At 46.4% G+C, this 18,148-nt stretch carries 17 protein-coding genes; 8 read left to right on the top strand and 9 right to left on the bottom strand.

All coding sequences use genetic code 11. The annotated features are described in order from the left end of the window. The first annotated feature begins 361 nt into the window (after positions 1–361). Positions 362–3,196 carry a sugar-binding domain-containing protein gene (locus tag LQ567_RS04970; RefSeq protein WP_231003006.1) on the top strand — a complete coding sequence of 945 codons (2,835 nt, stop codon included), beginning with the start codon at positions 362–364 and terminating at the stop codon, positions 3,194–3,196. A 99-nt stretch (positions 3,197–3,295) separates the two neighbouring features. Here the strand turns inward: LQ567_RS04970 and LQ567_RS04965 are convergent, their stop codons facing one another. Beyond that, positions 3,296–3,685, bottom strand: a complete 390-nt coding sequence (locus tag LQ567_RS04965; protein ID WP_231003005.1) for a nuclear transport factor 2 family protein — start codon at positions 3,683–3,685, stop codon at positions 3,296–3,298. A 173-nt stretch (positions 3,686–3,858) separates the two neighbouring features. On the opposite strand from LQ567_RS04965, the gene LQ567_RS04960 reads away from it, so the two are divergent. After that, positions 3,859–4,197 carry a DUF6496 domain-containing protein gene (locus LQ567_RS04960; protein WP_231003004.1) on the top strand — a complete coding sequence of 113 codons (339 nt, stop codon included), beginning with the start codon at positions 3,859–3,861 and terminating at the stop codon, positions 4,195–4,197. An 89-nt stretch (positions 4,198–4,286) separates the two neighbouring features. Beyond that, a complete protein-coding gene (locus LQ567_RS04955; protein ID WP_231003003.1) occupies positions 4,287–4,487 on the top strand; it encodes a CsbD family protein in 201 nt (66 codons plus the stop codon). 657 nt (positions 4,488–5,144) lie between these two features. Here LQ567_RS04955 and LQ567_RS04950 read toward each other — a convergent pair. The 3 genes from LQ567_RS04950 to LQ567_RS04940 form a co-directional block, all read right to left on the bottom strand. Next, entirely contained in the window at positions 5,145–5,678 is a 534-nt protein-coding gene (locus LQ567_RS04950; protein ID WP_231003002.1) for a hypothetical protein, read from the bottom strand. 224 nt (positions 5,679–5,902) lie between these two features. Beyond that, complete coding sequence (locus LQ567_RS04945) at positions 5,903–6,313, bottom strand: hypothetical protein (RefSeq protein WP_231003001.1); 411 nt, start codon at positions 6,311–6,313, stop codon at positions 5,903–5,905. Positions 6,314–6,542: 229 nt separating this feature from the next. After that, the gene (locus LQ567_RS04940; protein WP_231003000.1) at positions 6,543–7,070 is read right to left on the bottom strand and encodes a helix-turn-helix domain-containing protein; all 528 of its coding nucleotides are present in this window, start codon (positions 7,068–7,070) and stop codon (positions 6,543–6,545) included. Between the two features lie 964 nt (positions 7,071–8,034). Here LQ567_RS04940 and LQ567_RS04935 point away from each other — a divergent pair. Further along, the gene (locus tag LQ567_RS04935; RefSeq protein ID WP_231002999.1) at positions 8,035–9,348 is read left to right on the top strand and encodes a pepsin/retropepsin-like aspartic protease family protein; all 1,314 of its coding nucleotides are present in this window, start codon (positions 8,035–8,037) and stop codon (positions 9,346–9,348) included. Positions 9,349–10,032: 684 nt separating this feature from the next. Then, positions 10,033–10,287: a hypothetical protein gene (locus tag LQ567_RS04930; protein WP_231002998.1), complete on the top strand. Its 255-nt coding sequence runs from the start codon at positions 10,033–10,035 to the stop codon at positions 10,285–10,287. A 2-nt stretch (positions 10,288–10,289) separates the two neighbouring features. Here the strand turns inward: LQ567_RS04930 and LQ567_RS04925 are convergent, their stop codons facing one another. Both LQ567_RS04925 and LQ567_RS04920 read right to left on the bottom strand, forming a co-directional pair. Further along, entirely contained in the window at positions 10,290–10,535 is a 246-nt protein-coding gene (locus LQ567_RS04925; protein WP_231002997.1) for a hypothetical protein, read from the bottom strand. A gap of 352 nt (positions 10,536–10,887) precedes the next feature. After that, on the bottom strand, positions 10,888–12,123 hold the full coding sequence (locus LQ567_RS04920) for a DEAD/DEAH box helicase (RefSeq protein ID WP_231002996.1): 1,236 nt from the start codon (positions 12,121–12,123) through the stop codon (positions 10,888–10,890). A gap of 451 nt (positions 12,124–12,574) precedes the next feature. Between LQ567_RS04920 and LQ567_RS04915 the strand changes: the two genes are divergently transcribed. Together LQ567_RS04915 and LQ567_RS04910 are read left to right on the top strand one after the other, a co-directional pair. Beyond that, positions 12,575–12,841: an RNA recognition motif domain-containing protein gene (locus LQ567_RS04915; protein ID WP_231002995.1), complete on the top strand. Its 267-nt coding sequence runs from the start codon at positions 12,575–12,577 to the stop codon at positions 12,839–12,841. 84 nt (positions 12,842–12,925) lie between these two features. Then, complete coding sequence (locus LQ567_RS04910; protein WP_231002994.1) at positions 12,926–13,204, top strand: hypothetical protein; 279 nt, start codon at positions 12,926–12,928, stop codon at positions 13,202–13,204. A gap of 78 nt (positions 13,205–13,282) precedes the next feature. On the opposite strand, the gene LQ567_RS04905 is transcribed toward LQ567_RS04910, so the two are convergent. From LQ567_RS04905 to LQ567_RS04895, 3 genes are all read right to left on the bottom strand, one after another. Further along, positions 13,283–13,669, bottom strand: coding sequence for a response regulator transcription factor (locus tag LQ567_RS04905; protein WP_231002993.1), 387 nt, complete (start codon positions 13,667–13,669; stop codon positions 13,283–13,285). A gap of 34 nt (positions 13,670–13,703) precedes the next feature. Beyond that, positions 13,704–14,807, bottom strand: a complete 1,104-nt coding sequence (locus LQ567_RS04900; RefSeq protein WP_231002992.1) for a PAS domain-containing sensor histidine kinase — start codon at positions 14,805–14,807, stop codon at positions 13,704–13,706. A 214-nt stretch (positions 14,808–15,021) separates the two neighbouring features. Beyond that, complete coding sequence (locus LQ567_RS04895) at positions 15,022–15,480, bottom strand: MaoC family dehydratase (RefSeq protein ID WP_231002991.1); 459 nt, start codon at positions 15,478–15,480, stop codon at positions 15,022–15,024. A gap of 841 nt (positions 15,481–16,321) precedes the next feature. Between LQ567_RS04895 and LQ567_RS04890 the strand changes: the two genes are divergently transcribed. After that, positions 16,322–18,148 carry a M60 family metallopeptidase gene (locus LQ567_RS04890; RefSeq protein WP_231002990.1) on the top strand — a complete coding sequence of 609 codons (1,827 nt, stop codon included), beginning with the start codon at positions 16,322–16,324 and terminating at the stop codon, positions 18,146–18,148.

The following is an 18,148-nucleotide window of genomic DNA, read 5'->3' as shown; positions in this document are numbered from 1 at the left end:
ATATTGATGGAAAGGAAATCACCTAAGACCCCTTAATAGCCGTCACTTCGATCGTGCCCTCCATTCGGCACGTATTTAACAGCATTCGTAATTATATTTTGAATAAAGTTTCTTGCAGGCACGCAAAACATATACGGTCATTACAGGCGGATGCCGTCATTCGATCCTGGCAACCGGCCTGCAGCAAAGAAACGTTGTTACCCGTGCTGCCAAATCATAATATCATCTATTCTTTCAGTATCTTTTCCATTGTTTTAATACGGCCGATCGTTCATCTTAGCAGCTCATTGCAGGTATATGAACACATCATCCCGGAGGGATAGCGCTGTTGCTGCACATGGATAAACAAAAAAAGAATCATATGAGATACGTGCTTATTTTTCTGCTTCAGTTTTCGCTGCTGATTATCGCCCAGGCACAGGGCAATAAGGATCGCCGGATCGATCTTTCCGGTCAGTGGCGGTTTGCAATTGACTCATTGGACAAGGGTGTGGCAGAAAAATGGTTCAGCCGCATACTGGAAGACCAGATCCGGTTGCCGGGTTCAATGACCACGAACGGGAAGGGAAATGAGATCGATCTGCATACGCCATGGACGGGCAGTATCGCGGATTCATCCTGGTTTAAGAGTGATGTATATGCCCCCTACCGGGTGCCGGGTAATATCAAAATTCCCTTTTGGCTGCAACCGGTAAAATATTACAAAGGTGCTGCCTGGTACCAGAAAACAGTGACCATCCCGGCATCCTGGGCCGGAAAGCAGGTAGAACTTTTTATTGAGCGCAGTCACTGGGAAGCCACCGTGTGGATTGATGACGTAGCGCTGGGCATGCAAAACAGCCTGGGCACCCCGCACCAGTTTTCCCTGCCGGCAACGCTCAGGCCCGGCACACACCGGATCACCGTGCGGGTTGATAACCGGATCAAAACCTTTAATGTAGGTGAGAACGCGCACAGCATCACGGACCATACCCAAAGCAACTGGAATGGTATGATCGGTACCCTTGAGCTACGGGTAAGACCCCGTCTTTTTATCGATAATGTACAGGTATATCCCGATATCAATAAAAAACAGGTGATCATAAAAACAGTGCTGGTAAATACCGGGGGCTCCACCACAACGGCCACATTGGAGGCGGTTGCGGGCAGTGGCAATCCTGATGCTGAAAAGCTGAAACCGCTGATACAAAAAGTTGCCATCAACCAGGACACAACGCATGTAGAACTGGTATACGCGATGGGACGGCAACCCCTGCTTTGGGATGCATTTCACCCCAACCTGTACACCCTCAACATACGCCTGCGCACGGTAGCCGGTACAGATGAACAGGCCGTTCCTTTCGGAATGCGTGCCTTTACGGCAAAGGGAACACAATTTGCCATTAATGGCCATACCACATTTTTACGGGGCACGCTGGAATGTGCTATTTTCCCGCTCACCGGGTATCCGCCAACGGATACGGCGTCCTGGCTGCGGATCCTCAGGAAGGCCCGTTCTTTTGGGCTCAACCATATCCGCTTTCATTCCTGGACGCCGCCGGAAGCAGCGTTTGAAGCGGCGGACCGGCTGGGCTTTTATTTGCAGGTGGAATGCTCTTCCTGGGCCAGCCCCATTGGCAGCGGTGAACCGATAGACACCTGGATCTATGCGGAAAGCGACCGTATGGTAAAACGTTACGGCAATCATCCGTCTTTTGTAATGATGGTTTATGGCAATGAACCCGGAGGGCCGCATCAGACCGATTACCTGAAAAAATTTGTGGCCCACTGGCAGCAAAAAGATACACGCCGGCTTTATACTACCGGTGCCGGATGGCCCGTAGTAAGCGAAAGCGATTATAATAACACACCGGATCCGCGCCTGCAGGGTTGGGGCCAGGGAATGAACAGCATCCTGAACGGCCAGCCGCCGCGCAGCGATTATGACTGGACTTCCATTATCTCCAAATGGAAACAACCAACGGTAAGCCATGAAATAGGCCAGTGGTGTGTGTATCCCGATTTTAAGGAGATCCGTAAATATACCGGCGTATTAAAGGCAAAGAACTTTGAGATCTTCCGGGACAAACTGGAGCAGAACGGTATGTTGCACCTGGCAGATAGTTTCCTGCTGGCTTCGGGCAAACTGCAAACGCTGTGTTATAAGGCAGATATCGAAGCGGCATTGCGCACACCGGGATTTGCGGGTTTCCAGCTGTTGGACCTGCATGATTTTCCCGGACAGGGCACGGCGCTTGTGGGCGTGCTGAATCCATTCTGGGAAGAAAAAGGCTATGTGACCGCAGATGCGTTCAGTCGCTTTTGCAACGCGGTGGTACCCCTGGCACGTTTCCCTAAAATGATCTATCGCAACAATGAGCGGCTGCAGGTGCCGGTGGTGCTGGCACAATACGGCGCTGCTGATTTAAAAAGCGACCGCGGTACCTGGCATATAAAAAATGAAGCCGGCGAAGTATTGTTCAAAGGAATGTTTAAGCACGCTGTTATGCCTGCGGGCGGTCTGTATCCGCTGGGGACCATTGAACAGGCGCTTTCGCCCGTGAAATATCCTTCACGGCTGACGGTAACCGTGAAGGCCGGGCCTTATGAAAATTCCTGGGATATTTTTGTATATCCTGCCGTACTGCCCGCGGCTCCGGATCAGATCCTGGTGACGCAACAGCTGGATGAAACCGCTGTAACTGCCTTGCAAAAGGGCAGCAAGGTATTGCTGACCTTAAAAAAAGGAAATTTGAAGAAGGAGGCCGGTGGTAACATTGCGGTTGGATTTTCCAGTATTTTCTGGAATACGGCGTGGACCCACGGTCAGCCGCCGCATACCCTGGGCATTCTTTGTGATCCGCAACACCCCGCCTTAAAGCAATTTCCCACACAATACCATAGCAACTGGCAGTGGTGGGATGCGATGAGCCATTCCAGTGCCATCATCCTGGATTCGGTTTCAAAAGGCCTGCAACCCATCGTGCGTGTTATTGATGATTGGGTAACCGCCCGTCCGCTGGGGTTGATTGCCGAATGCCGGGTAGGAAAAGGGACCTTAATGCTCAGCGGGATCGATCTGTTATCGGACGCAGATAAACGGCCGGAAGCCCAACAGCTTTTGCATAGCTTATTATCGTATATGAACAGCGCTCAGTTTCATCCCGTAACAACCGCGGATATTACAAGAATAAAGCGCTTGCTGGTGGAGCATTAGGAAGTCCTGGGACCTGATATTACCGGCGCGCCGGCTAGTGCTGAATGCTGGTTGCCCGCCTCATAACCCGGCATCCCGGTAAAGGGTGCCGGTAAGTGCTCAGGCCCCCGCGGGCTGTTCGTTTAAATCTGTTTCTGTATGCAGCGCGCATACCCAGTTATCGTTTTCCTTTACCCAGGTAGATGCACATACACACCTGAATGAAGACCGGTTTTCCCCGGTAATATATTCAAACCCGATCCGGTACGCAATGATAGCCGTGTCTTCATTGATGACCTGCGATTGGGCACCGGAAATATCCAGGACCTTTAATTGCCGGCCTGCGCCGGATTCAAACATTTGTTGAAATTCCGCCGCATGCATCGTTCTTACACCGGTACGGCCGGCTACAATGCATGGGAAGCGGGTAAGATTTTCCACAGTTTTGAAATCGTGGTCTTCCATGGCTTTCCAGTATTTTTTTTCGAGTTCAAGAAGCTGTTTTTCCATAATGATTTCTTTTATGTATTACAGGATGCGCTTATTTTAGTACAAAGATTGCTCCAGATCTGCTGAGTTCAGACAGTTTCAGATGTGCCGTGTATTGTTTTCACCATATGCAACGTAAAAGTGGCAGTGTTTTTGACCCCATCTTTTATTATAAACCCTTTAAATTTTTTACTATGGCAAAATATTCAAAAAAGGCCGGAAGTAAAGTTGAAAGAGCCATGCATGAAATGAAGCATGGGGCATTAAAAAGTGGCAGAAGCGGTAAAAAGGTCACCAGCAGGAAACAGGCCATCGCCATCGGGTTGTCTGAAGCCCGGGAAGAAGGGGCAAAGGTACCTAAGAAAGCGGCGTCAAAAAAGACAGCAGCGAAAAAGACTGCTTCAAAGAAGGCCGCATCGAAAAAAGCGGCGCCTAAAAAGGTCGCAGCCAAAAAAACAGGGCCTCGTAAAGCAGCCGCTAAGAAAAAGACCGCCCGGAAAACAGCCCCTAAGAAAACGGCATCAAAAAAATAAACCGGTATCGAAACATCCGGTATGCCCCTGTGCTTCGCTTTTACTGAAAGCAGGGCAACGCACTATTATTAACCTTAAAAGAAAAAGTCATGAGTACATTGCAAGACAAATTAAAAGGAAACTGGAACATCGTTAAGGGACATCTCAAACATAAATGGGCGGAGCTCACCGACGATGAATTACTTTATGAAGAGGGGAAAGAAGAAGAGCTGATCGGCCGCATTCAAAAGAAGACCGGCGAAACCAAGGAGGCGATCAATGCATACATAGAAAAAATGAAATTTGATTAGCCCGTTTGTACCATTAGTGCAACAAAACGCGGGCGATAAACTACCCCTGGTAATGAGCAGCCGGTCTATGGGCGGTATCAGTCCTCCCTGCATTCGTAAAAATAAGGTTTGGGTTTAGGGAGGAATGCTGTCCGGTGCTGGCTGCTCATTTCTTGATATCTGTGGTGCTCCAATCTAAAATATCGAATCTCAGATCAATGCTGTTTACCTAAACGATATGCTAATAGCGCCTGCGCACCGCTCTCGCTGCGCTATTTTTTGAGTATGACTAAAGTTGGTCTGTGCCAAATCTGCGCATCTGAGGCCTTAACAAAACGACATGGATCTTAATGCTCAAATCAATGTCTTTACGTAAACACATTTTTTATTATTGCCGCAGATACACTGATGGCGCCTGCGGCGCTCTCGCTGCGCTATTTTTTGAGTATGATTAAAGCCGGTACCAAATCTGCGCATCTGCGGCCTTAACGAAAAGACATGGATCTCCATTCAATGCCGTTTACCTAAGCGCGTTTTTTATTATTGCCGCAGATACGCTGATGGCGCCCGCGGCGCTCTCGTTACGCTATTTTTTGAGTATGATTAAAGCCAGTACTAAATCTGCGCATCTGCGGCCTTAACAAAAAGATATGGATCTCCATGCTGAAATCTAATGGTTCAAATCTCAAATCGTATATTTTTCCTGAGTACTTCCTCGATGCCTTGTTCCATATCTTTCACAAGTGCCAATTCCATACGGATGGCCGGTAGCCGGGAGTGGCCGGCATTGTTTATTTTTTCTTCGAGCCCGTCTTTTTGCAGGTCCAACTCTTTTTTATTAATGCCTTCCTCAGATCCTGCTGTTACCAGTTGTTGCATCAACCTCATTTTTTCGATCAGGAGAAGGGCGCGATCTTCAATCAGGAATGCCTCATATTCCAGGTGCAGGCGCCTGCTCTTTGTTTTATACTGCAGTTGCTGGAACCGGTCTGTTATGGCGTCATGTTCGGCTTCAGGGTTGGTATACGCACTTGCGGTGCTGCTTTCTTCTAAAGCGGTCCAAATGCGTTGTAGCGTTGCCATTTTTTCTAAGGCCGCCGCGGGAATATTCGTAGCACCCTGGTAAATGCGACGGATCTGTGCAACGGGAATATTCAGTAACCGGGCCTGTTCGCTGACGGATATAGGGAGGGCATTTGCAATGGGTTTCATGATGGTATTTTTTATTGGTAAATAAGAATGGGTGTATGTTGAAAAAGGCTGTTTTAAAAGTCATGCCACCAACCACGGATATGCCGGGCCTGATTAGTTGCTGTTTTGAACTTGGTTTCATTGTCATACCGAACTTGATTCGGCATCTAGCACATCATTTCCGGAAGAACGGACAAGGCCGGCATCATACCAAGACTTTTAAAACAGCCTCAATCTTCAGTTTTTTAGATCGCTGCTTTACGGGCTTCCACAGCTGCGATAAATTCCGCCACGCTGGTTACCCCATGATCCAGTTCGCTGAGGTCGAAATCCTTAACGGCCAGTTCCGGCAGGCTGTAGCTGCGCTCGCGGCGTTGCAGCAGGTACAGGCTGTATTCCGCCTTTACCAGCTTGTCCTGGGTTTCATCCCGGTCTTTTGGACTTAGTTCCGTTTCAAGCCGCTGCCTGTAACCGGCGATGTCTTTCTCCCTGGCAGCGATCTCAAGCAGGATATCCGAAGCGGTTTCCTGGTATTGTTCTTTTTGCTCGGATATGGTTCGCTGTTTTTTCTGTAGCGATTTCTGCTTTTTTGCTGCAACCGACAACGCCGCATCACATTCGGCGGTGGTCTTGAATTGTTGAATAATATCTGACATAATGTAAATTTTTGTGAAGCCCTTCCCGGAGCCACCCGGAAACAAATCCTGTCCGCGGATTTTCAGGAGCCGCTTCCGGGCTGCCGGCCGGCCGGGTTCCACCGGTTGAACCCAACGGGCCCGCTGGCAATTGCAAGGGCCTCGGTTAACGATATACCAAACCTAAGGCGGCGATGGTTCCAAAAAGGACCCCTGTGAGCCGCATTAAAGAATATTTAACAGGGGTATTTCAGGGCAATCCTTTGCCGGCTGCCAGGGCTACCTGCTGTAATGCAGTGGAAAGATTGATACGGAAAATGAGGATCCGCTGATGTTCCATACTGCAATTTTTCAGCCGGTTCCGGATCTCCAGTTCCAGGTTTTTTAAAACCGGCTGCGGAATGGCTGCGGGGCTTTCCTGCTGCATTAAGTAGCGTAGAAAGCGTTGTTTTCGCTCGAGGGTTTTACAGGTATCACGTATTTTTTCCAGTTGCTGGCTGTAACGTACGGCATCGGCCGCAGCCCTTTGTGTACAAGTGTTTAACAGCGACCGGAGACGCGTAAAGCCGGTGGACGTTGCTATAAAAGCGTAATCTGCAAATGGAGGTTCCTGCAGAAAGAGGGTCCAGGCTTTTTGTAAGGCCAGGAGCTGGCGTTCGGCCTCCAGTGGCAAAGAACGTCCGCCTTTCTCATGCATGGAAATACTGCTTTTAGATACGTCCAGCAGTGCTGCCAGTTCTGTCTGGCTGAATGTTGTTTGTTGTCTGAAATAAATCATAATAAACATTTTTCGTAATGGTTCACCGGAGGGTATTGGTGAACTTCTTTCCCGGAACAAAAAGAAAGTTCATAAAAGCCGGTGCACAATTTTTGCATAGTCCTGCCTTCCGCCTGATGCCGATTACGGCAGGCGGTTTCAAATAATGCGGGAACATCCTGCTGACCCGTGGCTGTTTCTATGCAATATTGGTTAGAGCGCTATGGTGTTGCTACGTGGCGGGCTCATGGCAATGGATTTAGAGCGGTAATAATAGCTGTTAGTTGCCGGTTCCCAGAATGCACTGCATACTGTATACGGAAATGAAATTTTATGGCGGGTGAAGCGCTATCTTTTTCATAAATGACGAAATGGTTGCCGGCGCCGGTGGTCTCCAGGTTTACTATTTGTGTCGGCCGGTTACAGTAAAGGTGCCGCCCGTACCGGGGGACTGTGCCCCATTTTTTGTAGTATCATACCGGTTAGATTTTGTTTGTATTATAAATATAGCGATTATTTGTTATTTGTTTCTATTGCAATTGTTAAATTTAAACAAGCGGGCGGGGGCTGCTGTTTTCCCGGATCATAACGATACGGCGCATTTCCGGTCTGTTCTTTTTACCGCTTGATCCGGTAAACGAGATGAGTATATGAGCTGCGGATTATTCTTATGCAGCGGTGTTCTATAGTACAGGCGGCCTTTGACAGGACTTCATAAATAAGCATTCCCGGTGCTCCAATGCTGATGGCCGGATTCATCACATTTTTCCGCCCCTTTGTAACAATTATGCCTTGTTTTTATGATGGCAAAGTAAATTTGCACAGTAGTGGCCTGATCATGCACAACTATAAACCCGGCAGCACATGCCGCTGCTGCCTGGCATTGCTCCAATATCAACGAGCCGGTGGCGGGTCCTGAACTGCTTTGCAGGCTATTCAAATAGATGTATCCGGTTGCCCGGATAGGTTGGTATTAAAAACTGATATGATGAGATGCGTATCTGCTATTAAAGAAATGACGGTTGTTCCCCATTTTATGATTGCCGTTCTTTTCTTACTGCTGAGGTTACCCCTGTTCGCGCAACATGCGGTGCCATTGGTGAAGGCCACCTCCAAAACCGTTACCATCCGTGACGGGAATCATTTAAAGACGGGCTACTGGGCTGTTTTACCCGAGAAAAAGCCCGATTGTTATTTTGTAGAACTCCCGCAAAAAGCGCATCCGGTAACGTTTATTACAGATCAGGATTCCATTTCATTTGATGTTGTATATGGAAACGATTATGATTTTATCATTTTGCTGAATGGAAAAGACAGTTGCTACACCCGCATCTCGGCCCGGTACAATAATCTCAATACGTTTATACGAGGCAGGGCAGGCATCAGGCCTGACACCATCCCTTTTACGCTGGGAGACAATCGTAAAATATACGTTCAGGCAAAATTGAATGGTGCAACGATCAGAAATATACAGCTGGATATGGGCGCGGGAGGAACCGTCATTAACAAGGCGTCGGTAGGGAAGGTAAAAATGAACTTTGACCAAAAAGTAACCCTTGCTAACTCAGATGGCGTAAACCTGGTGTCTTCGGCGAGTAAGAATGTTCTGCAGATAGGGAAACTGGTGTGGGATAGCGTATCGATCGCTGTTGCCGGGAATATGAAGGAGAATGAAGACCTTATCATCGGCAACTCTCTGTTTAAAGACAAAATACTGGAAATAAATTACAATAACAGGCTCTTAGTGGTTCATGATACCCTGCCTCCCCAGGTAGCTGCTTATTCACGTCATGACCTTATCCTCGATGGCGGTACAATACCCTACATTGTCGTAAGTCTTACAATCCGGAATAAAACACAAACGGGCTGGGTCATGTTCGATACGGGTGCCCGAACCTCTATCCTCAATAGTGAAGACGTTTCCATGCCTCTCCGTATCATGACGGAACTGGCGGATATGATCGGTTTAGATGATGCAATTGTTCCCAAACTGCGTATCGGCAATTATCAACTTTCCGGATTTGAATATAAGACAAGACAGATGGGAACAGCCGGCCTGAACATGATACTGGGCAATGATCTGCTGCGACGGTTCAACCTTGTTTTCGACAATAAAAACGGCTACCTGTATATGCAACCCAATGTGTTAACCAATGCGCCTTACGGGAAACGGGATGAATATTATGTTGTGCGGGGTGTTGTTGCTGTATTCCTTATCATTGCCTTCATTGTGATCTTTAAAAAAGTGAGGAAAAAGCCTGGCAGAATGGGCGAAACGGGCAGCCGGATATTTATGTAAAAGATCAGCTTTGTCAAAAATCCTTATTTAAATCTTCGTGGTTGCTCTATGGATAGAGCCTCTTATAATGATTGGGTCCGTTACCCGTTTGTGTTATAATGAATCATGGTTGAGCGCCCGATAATGCTTTCCGTAAACACGTTGTTGTAATACTTCATTTAGGCGGCAAATGCGGGACCTTCTCCTAAAGGTTTCAATTTTTCCGGTATCATAGACTGTTGTTCACAATTTTATATTTTTACGGTGTTTGACAACAAATAGTGTATCTTCACTAAATGCAAAAGGCGTATAGGCCGGTTCGGTTTCCTGTTCCCGGTATTGCTGTCTCTTTCTTCTTTTGCTAACGCGGTTTAACCAAAATCAATCATAAATAGCAGTTAGGTTTCTATAGGGGAGCCTGATAACAGAATGTAGGAGTTGAAGGGGGTTCCTTTAGTCCTTTACGTGATTCGATAACTAATTAATCTGATGCCATGCATTTTTGACACAGCGGTTGGCTTAACTGGATATATAACGGCTATCATTGAGGATCGGCATGGATAGCGATGTTCAACAAAAGAATGGAAACGGGTTGCCGTTCGATAGCCTTTATATGTTCCATGCAGAATCGTTACAGGGTATTAAAAAGCTCTTTTAACTGGCTGAAGCAATGGCTGCCAGAAACTTCTATAAAATAGGTTATATATGACATCCGAACAAATTGGCAATGCCATACAAAAGCAACACCGGCCCATATTTGAAATATGGTTTAAAGGCCGCGCTTCGGTAAAAGGGTTGTTTATAAAAGGGAAAGACTACAATGAGTTAAAGCTGAAGAATTTTTGGAGAATTGTAGATGAGCGCAGGATCGCTGAATATGATAAGACGGGGGATCAGCAGTTAGCCCGTGTTTTTTTCGGAGATGGATTTATAAAGCTGGCGATACCCGCTAATGACTGAAATCAGGTACTACCGGCTTTGGTTCTGAACTCCGACAGGTAATAGGCAATGGACTCTGTAAGCAAGTGCTGTAGGTGCAGTATGTCATTTCGTTTATAGGCATACATCAGTTCTTTGGCCTCCCCGGATAATTGCTGCTGTAGCTGGCGTTCATATCTTCCGCGCAACTGTTGAAACACATTCTCATCTGTTTGGCGATCTAACCTTGCTGTTTGCTCTTTAAAATTATGATAAAGTTCTTCAAGCAATCGAGATGCCGTTTCCCGGAAACGATTTATAATTAGAACAGGGGCTTGCTCCATGTTACTTTTGTTTATCGGTTACTAAATGCGCTACCGGCCCGTATTAAATGGTTATACGATCTCCTCGATTGTGTTCCTTTATACATTTAATATAAATAACCAGGTTTTTATGCTGCCCTGTATATCGCAGTGTTACATAAGAGCCATTTATTGCTACTACGGTATATTGTCGCTTAGAGTCGAACGGAGATTCTAGGGTAACCGTGTCTCCAACTTTTATATTGTCCATTGATCCGTTTTTATACTTCTGTATTGATGCGGCTGGCATTCTAATGGATGCCGGCCGCATCCTTTCCTGTTACATTTGCTGCATAAACAGCCGGCGCTTTCGTTTACCTGAACGACCCGCCTGGTGCGGTACCTGGAATGCGCCTGGTTGTTTAAATGCATCCCCATGCATCGATGGTACATCAAACATGTGATCTTTTACAGCCGGGATCGCTTTCCTGATCAGCTTTTGAATGTTGCGTAAATATAGCTTCTCTTCATAATCGCAAAAGGAAATAGCAACGCCTTCTGCGCCGGCTCTTCCCGTACGCCCGATGCGGTGTACATAGGTTTCCGGTTCGTTGGGCAGCTCATAGTTGATCACATAACCCATCTGGTCTATATCAATACCTCTGGCTGCAATATCGGTGGCTACCAATACTTTTATTGCTCCTTTTTTAAAATTCACGAGGGCTTTTTGTCTTGCAGCCTGCGATTTGTTTCCATGAATGGCGGCCGCTTTTATACCCGCACCGGCAAGGTTTTGGGCAATTTTATCTGCCCCATGCTTTGTTCTTGAAAATACCAGCGCTGTCTGAACAGCTTCGTTTTTCAGTAACTGTAATAACAATGATGGTTTGTTCCGCCTTTCTGTGTAATAGAGCGATTGCTGTATGCGGTCAACGGTTGTTGCCGGCGGCGTTATTGCGATTTTTACGGGTTGGTTTAACAACGTATCTGCCAGCTGCTGGATGCCCGGCGGCATGGTTGCGGAAAAAAGAATGGTTTGTCTTTGCCGGGGTACCCTGGACAGGATCTTTCGCACATCGTTCACAAAGCCCATGTCCAGCATACGGTCTGCCTCATCCAATACCAGGTATTGAATATCGCTTAAAGAAAGGCAACGTTGTTCAAGAAGATCCAGTAAGCGGCCGGGAGTAGCGATAAGCACGTCTACATGCTGTTGTAATGCTTTCACCTGGCTGTATTGAGGGACCCCACCAAAAATGGCCAGGTGCTTTAATGAAAGGTATTTCCCGTAAATGGTAAAACTGTCCGCAACCTGCAGCGCCAGTTCCCTTGTAGGCACTAAAATTAAAGCCCGGCAATTGTTTTGCCTTGTTGTTTCCTGTATGTGCAGTAGCTGCAACAGGGGTAGTGCAAAGGAGGCCGTTTTGCCGGTGCCGGTTTGCGCACAGACCAGCACGTCTCTTTCTTTTAAAATTATAGGAATAGATTGTTCCTGTACGGGAGTGGGCGCTGTATAGGATGTGTCGCTCAGCGCCGTTAATAAGGGCGCAATAAGCTGTAAATTGTTAAATGACAAATTGAAAAAATTAAAAATGATAAATGGGTAAGGCTATTGCATAAACCATGCGAATACGATACCTGCCTCACGTTAAGCAATCACTATATTTGAGTGGAGGAAAGAAAACAAATCCAGTGTTAGGATAACATACAAGATTATAAAGATAGACTAATTATCTGACAAGGGTAATTATATTTCCCCGTAATACATACCTTATAATTTTAAAAGAGTATGACGCCGGTTTAATTCGTTTTTGATCACCGGCTTTTCGTCTTCGGGGTTCCGGTAATAAATAAATGGTCCTGGTTGTCTGAAAAGCACTATCTTTACAGGGATAGGCATAAATACTCCATCACTTCAAGGCGGGATCAGTTACATATCTACTAGACACCAATAGCATTTATTTTTCTCCTTCTTCTTTTTTTGCTGCCGCATTTAGCCGCTATTTTTAAAGAAAAAATTTATTACAATGAACATGTATGTTTCAAACCTGGGGTTTCATGCCTCCGACGATGATTTGCGCGAACTTTTTAGCTCTTTCGGACAAGTATCTTCTGCTAAAGTGATTATGGATAGAACCACCGGTAGAAGCCGGGGCTTTGGTTTTGTAGAAATGGGCTCGGTTTCAGATGCAGCACTTGCAATGAAAGAGCTGGATGGCAAGGATGTAGATGGCAGAAGAATTGCCGTTTCGGCCGCAAAAGAAAGGGAGGAGCGGTCTAATAGAAAATGGTAATGAATGTTCGAAGAGGCCGGACGGCCTCTTCTTTTCAACCTGTTGTTAAGCACAGCACTTTCGCTTCATTTAAAATAACATGCCATGCATTTTCAAAAACAAGACCTCTCCGGTACGCATTATACCTGGAATAGAGCGCAGTCTGCTTTTAGCGGTCAGCCCAGCCGCAGGAGCTTTGATAAGAACAACGGCGACCAGGTGCTTTACCTGATCAATTTTTACGCATCACTGGCCGGCCGGGTTAGTCTCCGGGAGGGCCGGATTATAGAACAGGCTATTACGCGGGATCTGCCGGACGCGGCAAAAAGTGAGATCTCCGCTTTTAACTGGATCAGGCGAAGTGCTTTTTCCAGTCTCTGGTAAACGTTTAAAGCGCGTTTAACCGGCATCGGTTATTACTACATTCTGTGGTGGTACATGCCGGTCCGGAATTTTTTTAATTTACAGGAGGGCTACCTGGAAAAGTAATACACCAAGTGAATAAAGGCAGGCGCTCACCGTTGATTTTAACGTATGGATATTAAACGGCTTGCCGATAAAATGATCGGCAGTTGAATTGGCCGGTTTCTCCAGGGCAGACATCAGGATTACCTTAACGTGACGTGTATTCGATTGAGCTTTGATCTTATTGCATAAGTCTACTCCGTTTCCATCAGGTAACATAATATCAAGTATCAGTACATCAGGGGTGGCTGTATTAATGGCGCTTTCTCCCTCAGCAACAGTTGCGCATACCGTTACATGATAAAAATCGTCTGAAAGAATATAGCCGATTAGATCACTGATATCCCGGTCGTCTTCAATTAATAGAATTCGCTTTTCTTGCATAAAAGGTAAAATAAGCGTAGTTCAAAATTTGTTCCTAAGATCTGGGGAGCTTAATGATAAAGGTTGATCCGATACCTTTGCTGCTCTTTACGCTGATTATTCCTCCATGACGTTCAATGATTTCTTTACTGATAAATAATCCTAACCCAAAGCCGGGTATGGGATCTCCCGGCTCCGCCACTCTATAGAATTGAGTAAAAATTTCCCCTATATGCTCGTCACTGATGCCGATTCCTTCATCCCGGATGTAAATCAATGTGTCTTCGGTGTTTTCTGTAACTGCAACTTCAATATTCCCGCCATTGGGAGAATATTTAACCGCATTGGAAATGATGTTGCTGAAAACCTGCTCCAGCCGGAGCCGGTCGCCATATATGTAAACGGGAGCCTCCGTGTTAAATTCAAACCGGTGACCGGATAGGTGCTGGTAGTTCATCAGCACCTCTTTAAGAAGTGCTGTTATTTCAAAGCGTTCGAGATTCAATGGAACTTTACCGTCACGAATGCGGGAAACGTCCAACAGGTCACCAATAAGCGATCCCAGTTTTTTAATCTGCTTAAGACTCCGTTCAATTAGAAAATAGCCGCGATGATCAGTGCCGATTTCTTGTTCCAGCATTTGCAAAAAGCCATTCAGCGATGTTAAAGGGGTCTTCAACTCATGTGCGGCCATTGCAATTAATTTATCCTTTCTTTTGTTCAGGAACTTCGCTTTCCGGTATAGCTGTTCCCGCTCGCGTTGTAGGGCTAATCTTTCAGAAATATCCCGGGCGATCTTTGATGCCCCGATAACCATTCCGCGCTGATCCCGTACGGGAGAAATGGTAAGTGACAGGGGGATGAGCTGCCCGTGCTTTGTTCTTCTGACTGTTTCAAAATGCTCTACCTTGTTTCCGCCGGCTATTTCCCTGATGATATAATCCTCTTCCTGTGCGCGATCACCAGGTATGATCATTGAAATATGTTTTCCTACAGCTTCCTCTTCACTATAGCCTAAAAGCCGTTCGGCTGCAGGATTCCAGCTCGTGATAATTCCCTGAAGGGTTTTGCTGATAATAGCATCGTCGGAGGAAGCAACAATCGCCGCTAATAATGCCTGCTTGGTGTCATCGAGTAGTTCAGCGGATAAATTAACCATACCTTAAAGATACAACCGAGCAACCAGAGCAAGGGAGATTGCGTAGCCAATTTTAAGATAATTATTTTGATTGGGGAAGTGGTTTATTTACTACGTACGTCGGATCACACTAAGGTGTTGATAGTAAGAGCCTTAAAGAATTAGTATTGAAACTTTATGCTCGCCTGGTTGTGATGCATGATGCGGCATTTATAATAACAAGTTCGTCAAATGACTAAGCAAAATGATACAGAAATACAACGTCACCAATATACGCTGGCTTTTTGTGGTTTTTGATCGCTAGAACGGCTTCAATAATGACTTTTGTAATGCCTCTTAAATCTGTAATCGATTTGAGTTTGGCGCTTAACTGAATTTCACTATTCACCAAAACGGGCTCGCCGAATTTGAAATGCTCGATGCCGTAGTTGATCTCCATTTTCAAATTGCGGACATCGGCTATTTGCTTCCATAGATAGGGGATCAGCGACAGGGTTAAATAACCGTGCGCAATCGTCGCTTTAAACGGGCCTTCTTTTTTGGCCTTTTCTTCATCTGTATGAATCCATTGATAATCCAACGTGGCGGCAGCAAATTTGTTAATCTGCTCCTGATCTATTGTGTGCCAATTAGAAACGCCTAATTCCTTGCCTAAATGCAATTTAAACTCTTCAAAACTATTGATGACCAGCATAGATTCCGAAAGTAAGACTTTTTTCTTTTTTTAATGGATGTTTTTACAACGGGGGATCCTGTAATCGATTAAACTATATTGAATGCCTGTACCGGACCGGATGGAGATGGCGAGTATTATCTGTCCGATGCTGTAAATGGTGAATGGAACGGATTCCTGTCTTAAATGCAGGGACCGGGAACAATAATCGATCCGGCCAGTGAAATGGTATTCCGGAAAATATTTTCAATGAGGATAGGGAGTTGTTTCATGTACAGCGTACCTTATATTATATCAGGCCGATTGCCCTGTCATGGAAAAAGAAGAACGGGAAAAATGCAAATCAGCACAGCGCAGGATCGGGTACATGTATTGCAAAGATGCATGGAATCGGAACCGTATCGTCCGGTTGCCTGTCTTCTTTTATTGAAATGGGTGGCAGATAGGGAGCCTGCTGTCCAAACCGGTATGTTTGTGAAGGCAGGAATCCGGGAACAGTTACTGCTGTTGTAAAGGACCGGATCCTTATGCAGCATTTTTGAAGGCCGTTGCTATTGCCGCTCGTATGCTATATATCCGGAGTGTTTGTATGTGAGACCACTTATATACATTCCTTTCTTTTATAGGGTACCGCTCTTTCATCCCGCAAAAGGCGCGATTGCACCCGACGGTAAAAGGCCGGCACCGGGAAGCATATGGTGCGGGCTATGTTTGGTCTTGCGTTGCAGGGCGGGTGCCATGGGGCTCCTTCCTGCTCAAGCGAGCTGGTGAGGCCGCTATTTATGAGAACGCTAAAGGATACCTGTTTGCCTGTAGACCGGTCACTTCGATATCACTAATTATAATTTTAAATGCTTGTAAAATGAAGTTAACAAAAGGATTGCTGGCGCATGTAGCCCTGCTGCTGCTATTACTGATTGCCTGTAGAAAATCTTCCATAGACGAAAGAAGCGCCTTAATCGGCGACACCAGGGGGAGTGGAACGGCTGCATTGACCTTGTCCGCATCCCCGGATTCCGTATTTGATGTAATTGAACAAACGACGGCCGTTACCGACAAAGCCCGGCTTAAGAACAGTTACCGGTTAACGGATTTTTCGTCTACGGGACTGTACGTGGATGCCAATGCGGTGCTTACCGTTAATGTACAGCAAACACAGGGAACGCGGTTGCCGGTGCTGCTTTTTGGTACCTATTCCCGGTACGGCACCTGGAACGATCAGCCCGTAGCCGTGCAATTGACCGCCGGCACCAATACCATCACTGCGCCGAAAGCGGGATTACTCTGGATCCGGTACACCAATGATGCGGCAAATTCAAAGGCAAAAGTGACCTTTGTAAACGGCTTCAAGTTTGCACCGTATTATGTTCTTGGGGAAACAACAAATGCAGACTGGAAGGCCATGCTTCAAACCTACTCCAGTGCTCCGGATGTGGTGTTGAAAGGATCTAACTGTATGATTGTGGTGAGCCGTGCCAATGCGATCACCTACCAGAACGAGGACCAGGATGCGCTGCTGAACAAGATAACGGAGGTGATTAGCAAGGAGGATGCCTTCAGCGGTCTTGATGGATCTTCATCACTGCATCAGCCAAGCCCGCATGGATACCTGTTGACGCAGCATTCTGACCCGGCGTATTATTTTTTCGCTTACGATTACCGCACCGCCTATACAAGCAGCGATATTAACCGTATACTCAGTGTAAGTAAAGTAGGCGGCATCGATGGCTGGGGCGTATGGCATGAGCTGGGCCATCAGCACCAGCAGGCATGGACCTGGGGTGCGATCGGTGAAGTTTCTGTAAATATATATTCCCTGAAGGTGGAACGCAGCTTTGGGGTTACGCCCTCCCGTCTGAAACGGGATAATGTTTGGCCTGCTGCATTTACCTACCTGGCCAATACCAATGCCAGCAAAGATTTTAATTCCGATAATTTCTCTAACAGCAACTGGATCCGGCTCTGTATGTTTCACCAGCTCTGGCTTGCCTTCGGCGGCGATACCTTTTATATGAACCTGCTGAAAAAGATGCGTACAGATAATGTGACCCTGTCTACAGACAACGACAAGATGCGGTGGTTTATGCTGGCTGCATGTACGGTAAGCGGAAGGAATCTGACCACGTTTTTCCAAAAATGGGGCTTTAAGGTGGCCGCATCGGTATACACGGATATTGCAAATCTTGGCCTGCCGGCACCAACGGTAGACCCCACCACATTGAATGAGGATAATATTGACCTGCTGGAGAATGGTGCCAACTACAAAATCATCAGTGCAGTTAACAATACAAGCCTGTTAGATGTAAACAGCTCCGGTCCGGTAAACGGTACCCTGGTTTCATTATGGTCGAATAATACCCCAACAACGCCTAACCAGGTATGGAAATTAAGGGTCCTGCCAAACGGGTACTATGTATTTAAAACGCTGGCCGATACCACCAAGGTTATGGATGTAACCGGTGGCGCATCGGCCAACGGAACGCAGATCGAAGTATATAATTACACCAATTCAACCGCCCAGCAGTGGCAACTGAACTATGCCGGCAATGGTTATTACAACCTTACGCCGGCTTGTGCACCGGGCAAAAACCTGGACGTAAACGGCGGTGCTGTCACCAACGGCACCAAGATCCAGCTATATGGGGCACATACCTACAACTCACAGAAGTTTAAACTGGTAAAGCAATAA

This window comes from Niabella pedocola (assembly GCF_021044425.1).
Classification (GTDB): Bacteria; Bacteroidota; Bacteroidia; order Chitinophagales; family Chitinophagaceae; genus Niabella; species Niabella pedocola.
Note: the sequence above shows the minus strand (reverse complement) of the source record. Positions and strands in the feature narration are given on the sequence as shown.

What these genes read in the sequence shown, in the direction of transcription:
- LQ567_RS04970 (WP_231003006.1), top strand. Translation starts at nt 362, where the DNA reads ATGAGATACGTGCTTATTTTTCTGCTTCAGTTTTCGCTGCTGATTATC.
- LQ567_RS04965 (WP_231003005.1), bottom strand. Translation starts at nt 3,685, where the DNA reads ATGGAAAAACAGCTTCTTGAACTCGAAAAAAAATACTGGAAAGCCATG.
- LQ567_RS04960 (WP_231003004.1), top strand. Translation starts at nt 3,859, where the DNA reads ATGGCAAAATATTCAAAAAAGGCCGGAAGTAAAGTTGAAAGAGCCATG.
- LQ567_RS04955 (WP_231003003.1), top strand. Translation starts at nt 4,287, where the DNA reads ATGAGTACATTGCAAGACAAATTAAAAGGAAACTGGAACATCGTTAAG.
- LQ567_RS04950 (WP_231003002.1), bottom strand. Translation starts at nt 5,678, where the DNA reads ATGAAACCCATTGCAAATGCCCTCCCTATATCCGTCAGCGAACAGGCC.
- LQ567_RS04945 (WP_231003001.1), bottom strand. Translation starts at nt 6,313, where the DNA reads ATGTCAGATATTATTCAACAATTCAAGACCACCGCCGAATGTGATGCG.
- LQ567_RS04940 (WP_231003000.1), bottom strand. Translation starts at nt 7,070, where the DNA reads ATGATTTATTTCAGACAACAAACAACATTCAGCCAGACAGAACTGGCA.
- LQ567_RS04935 (WP_231002999.1), top strand. Translation starts at nt 8,035, where the DNA reads ATGATGAGATGCGTATCTGCTATTAAAGAAATGACGGTTGTTCCCCAT.
- LQ567_RS04930 (WP_231002998.1), top strand. Translation starts at nt 10,033, where the DNA reads ATGACATCCGAACAAATTGGCAATGCCATACAAAAGCAACACCGGCCC.
- LQ567_RS04915 (WP_231002995.1), top strand. Translation starts at nt 12,575, where the DNA reads ATGAACATGTATGTTTCAAACCTGGGGTTTCATGCCTCCGACGATGAT.
- LQ567_RS04910 (WP_231002994.1), top strand. Translation starts at nt 12,926, where the DNA reads ATGCATTTTCAAAAACAAGACCTCTCCGGTACGCATTATACCTGGAAT.
- LQ567_RS04905 (WP_231002993.1), bottom strand. Translation starts at nt 13,669, where the DNA reads ATGCAAGAAAAGCGAATTCTATTAATTGAAGACGACCGGGATATCAGT.
- LQ567_RS04900 (WP_231002992.1), bottom strand. Translation starts at nt 14,807, where the DNA reads ATGGTTAATTTATCCGCTGAACTACTCGATGACACCAAGCAGGCATTA.
- LQ567_RS04895 (WP_231002991.1), bottom strand. Translation starts at nt 15,480, where the DNA reads ATGCTGGTCATCAATAGTTTTGAAGAGTTTAAATTGCATTTAGGCAAG.
- LQ567_RS04890 (WP_231002990.1), top strand. Translation starts at nt 16,322, where the DNA reads ATGAAGTTAACAAAAGGATTGCTGGCGCATGTAGCCCTGCTGCTGCTA.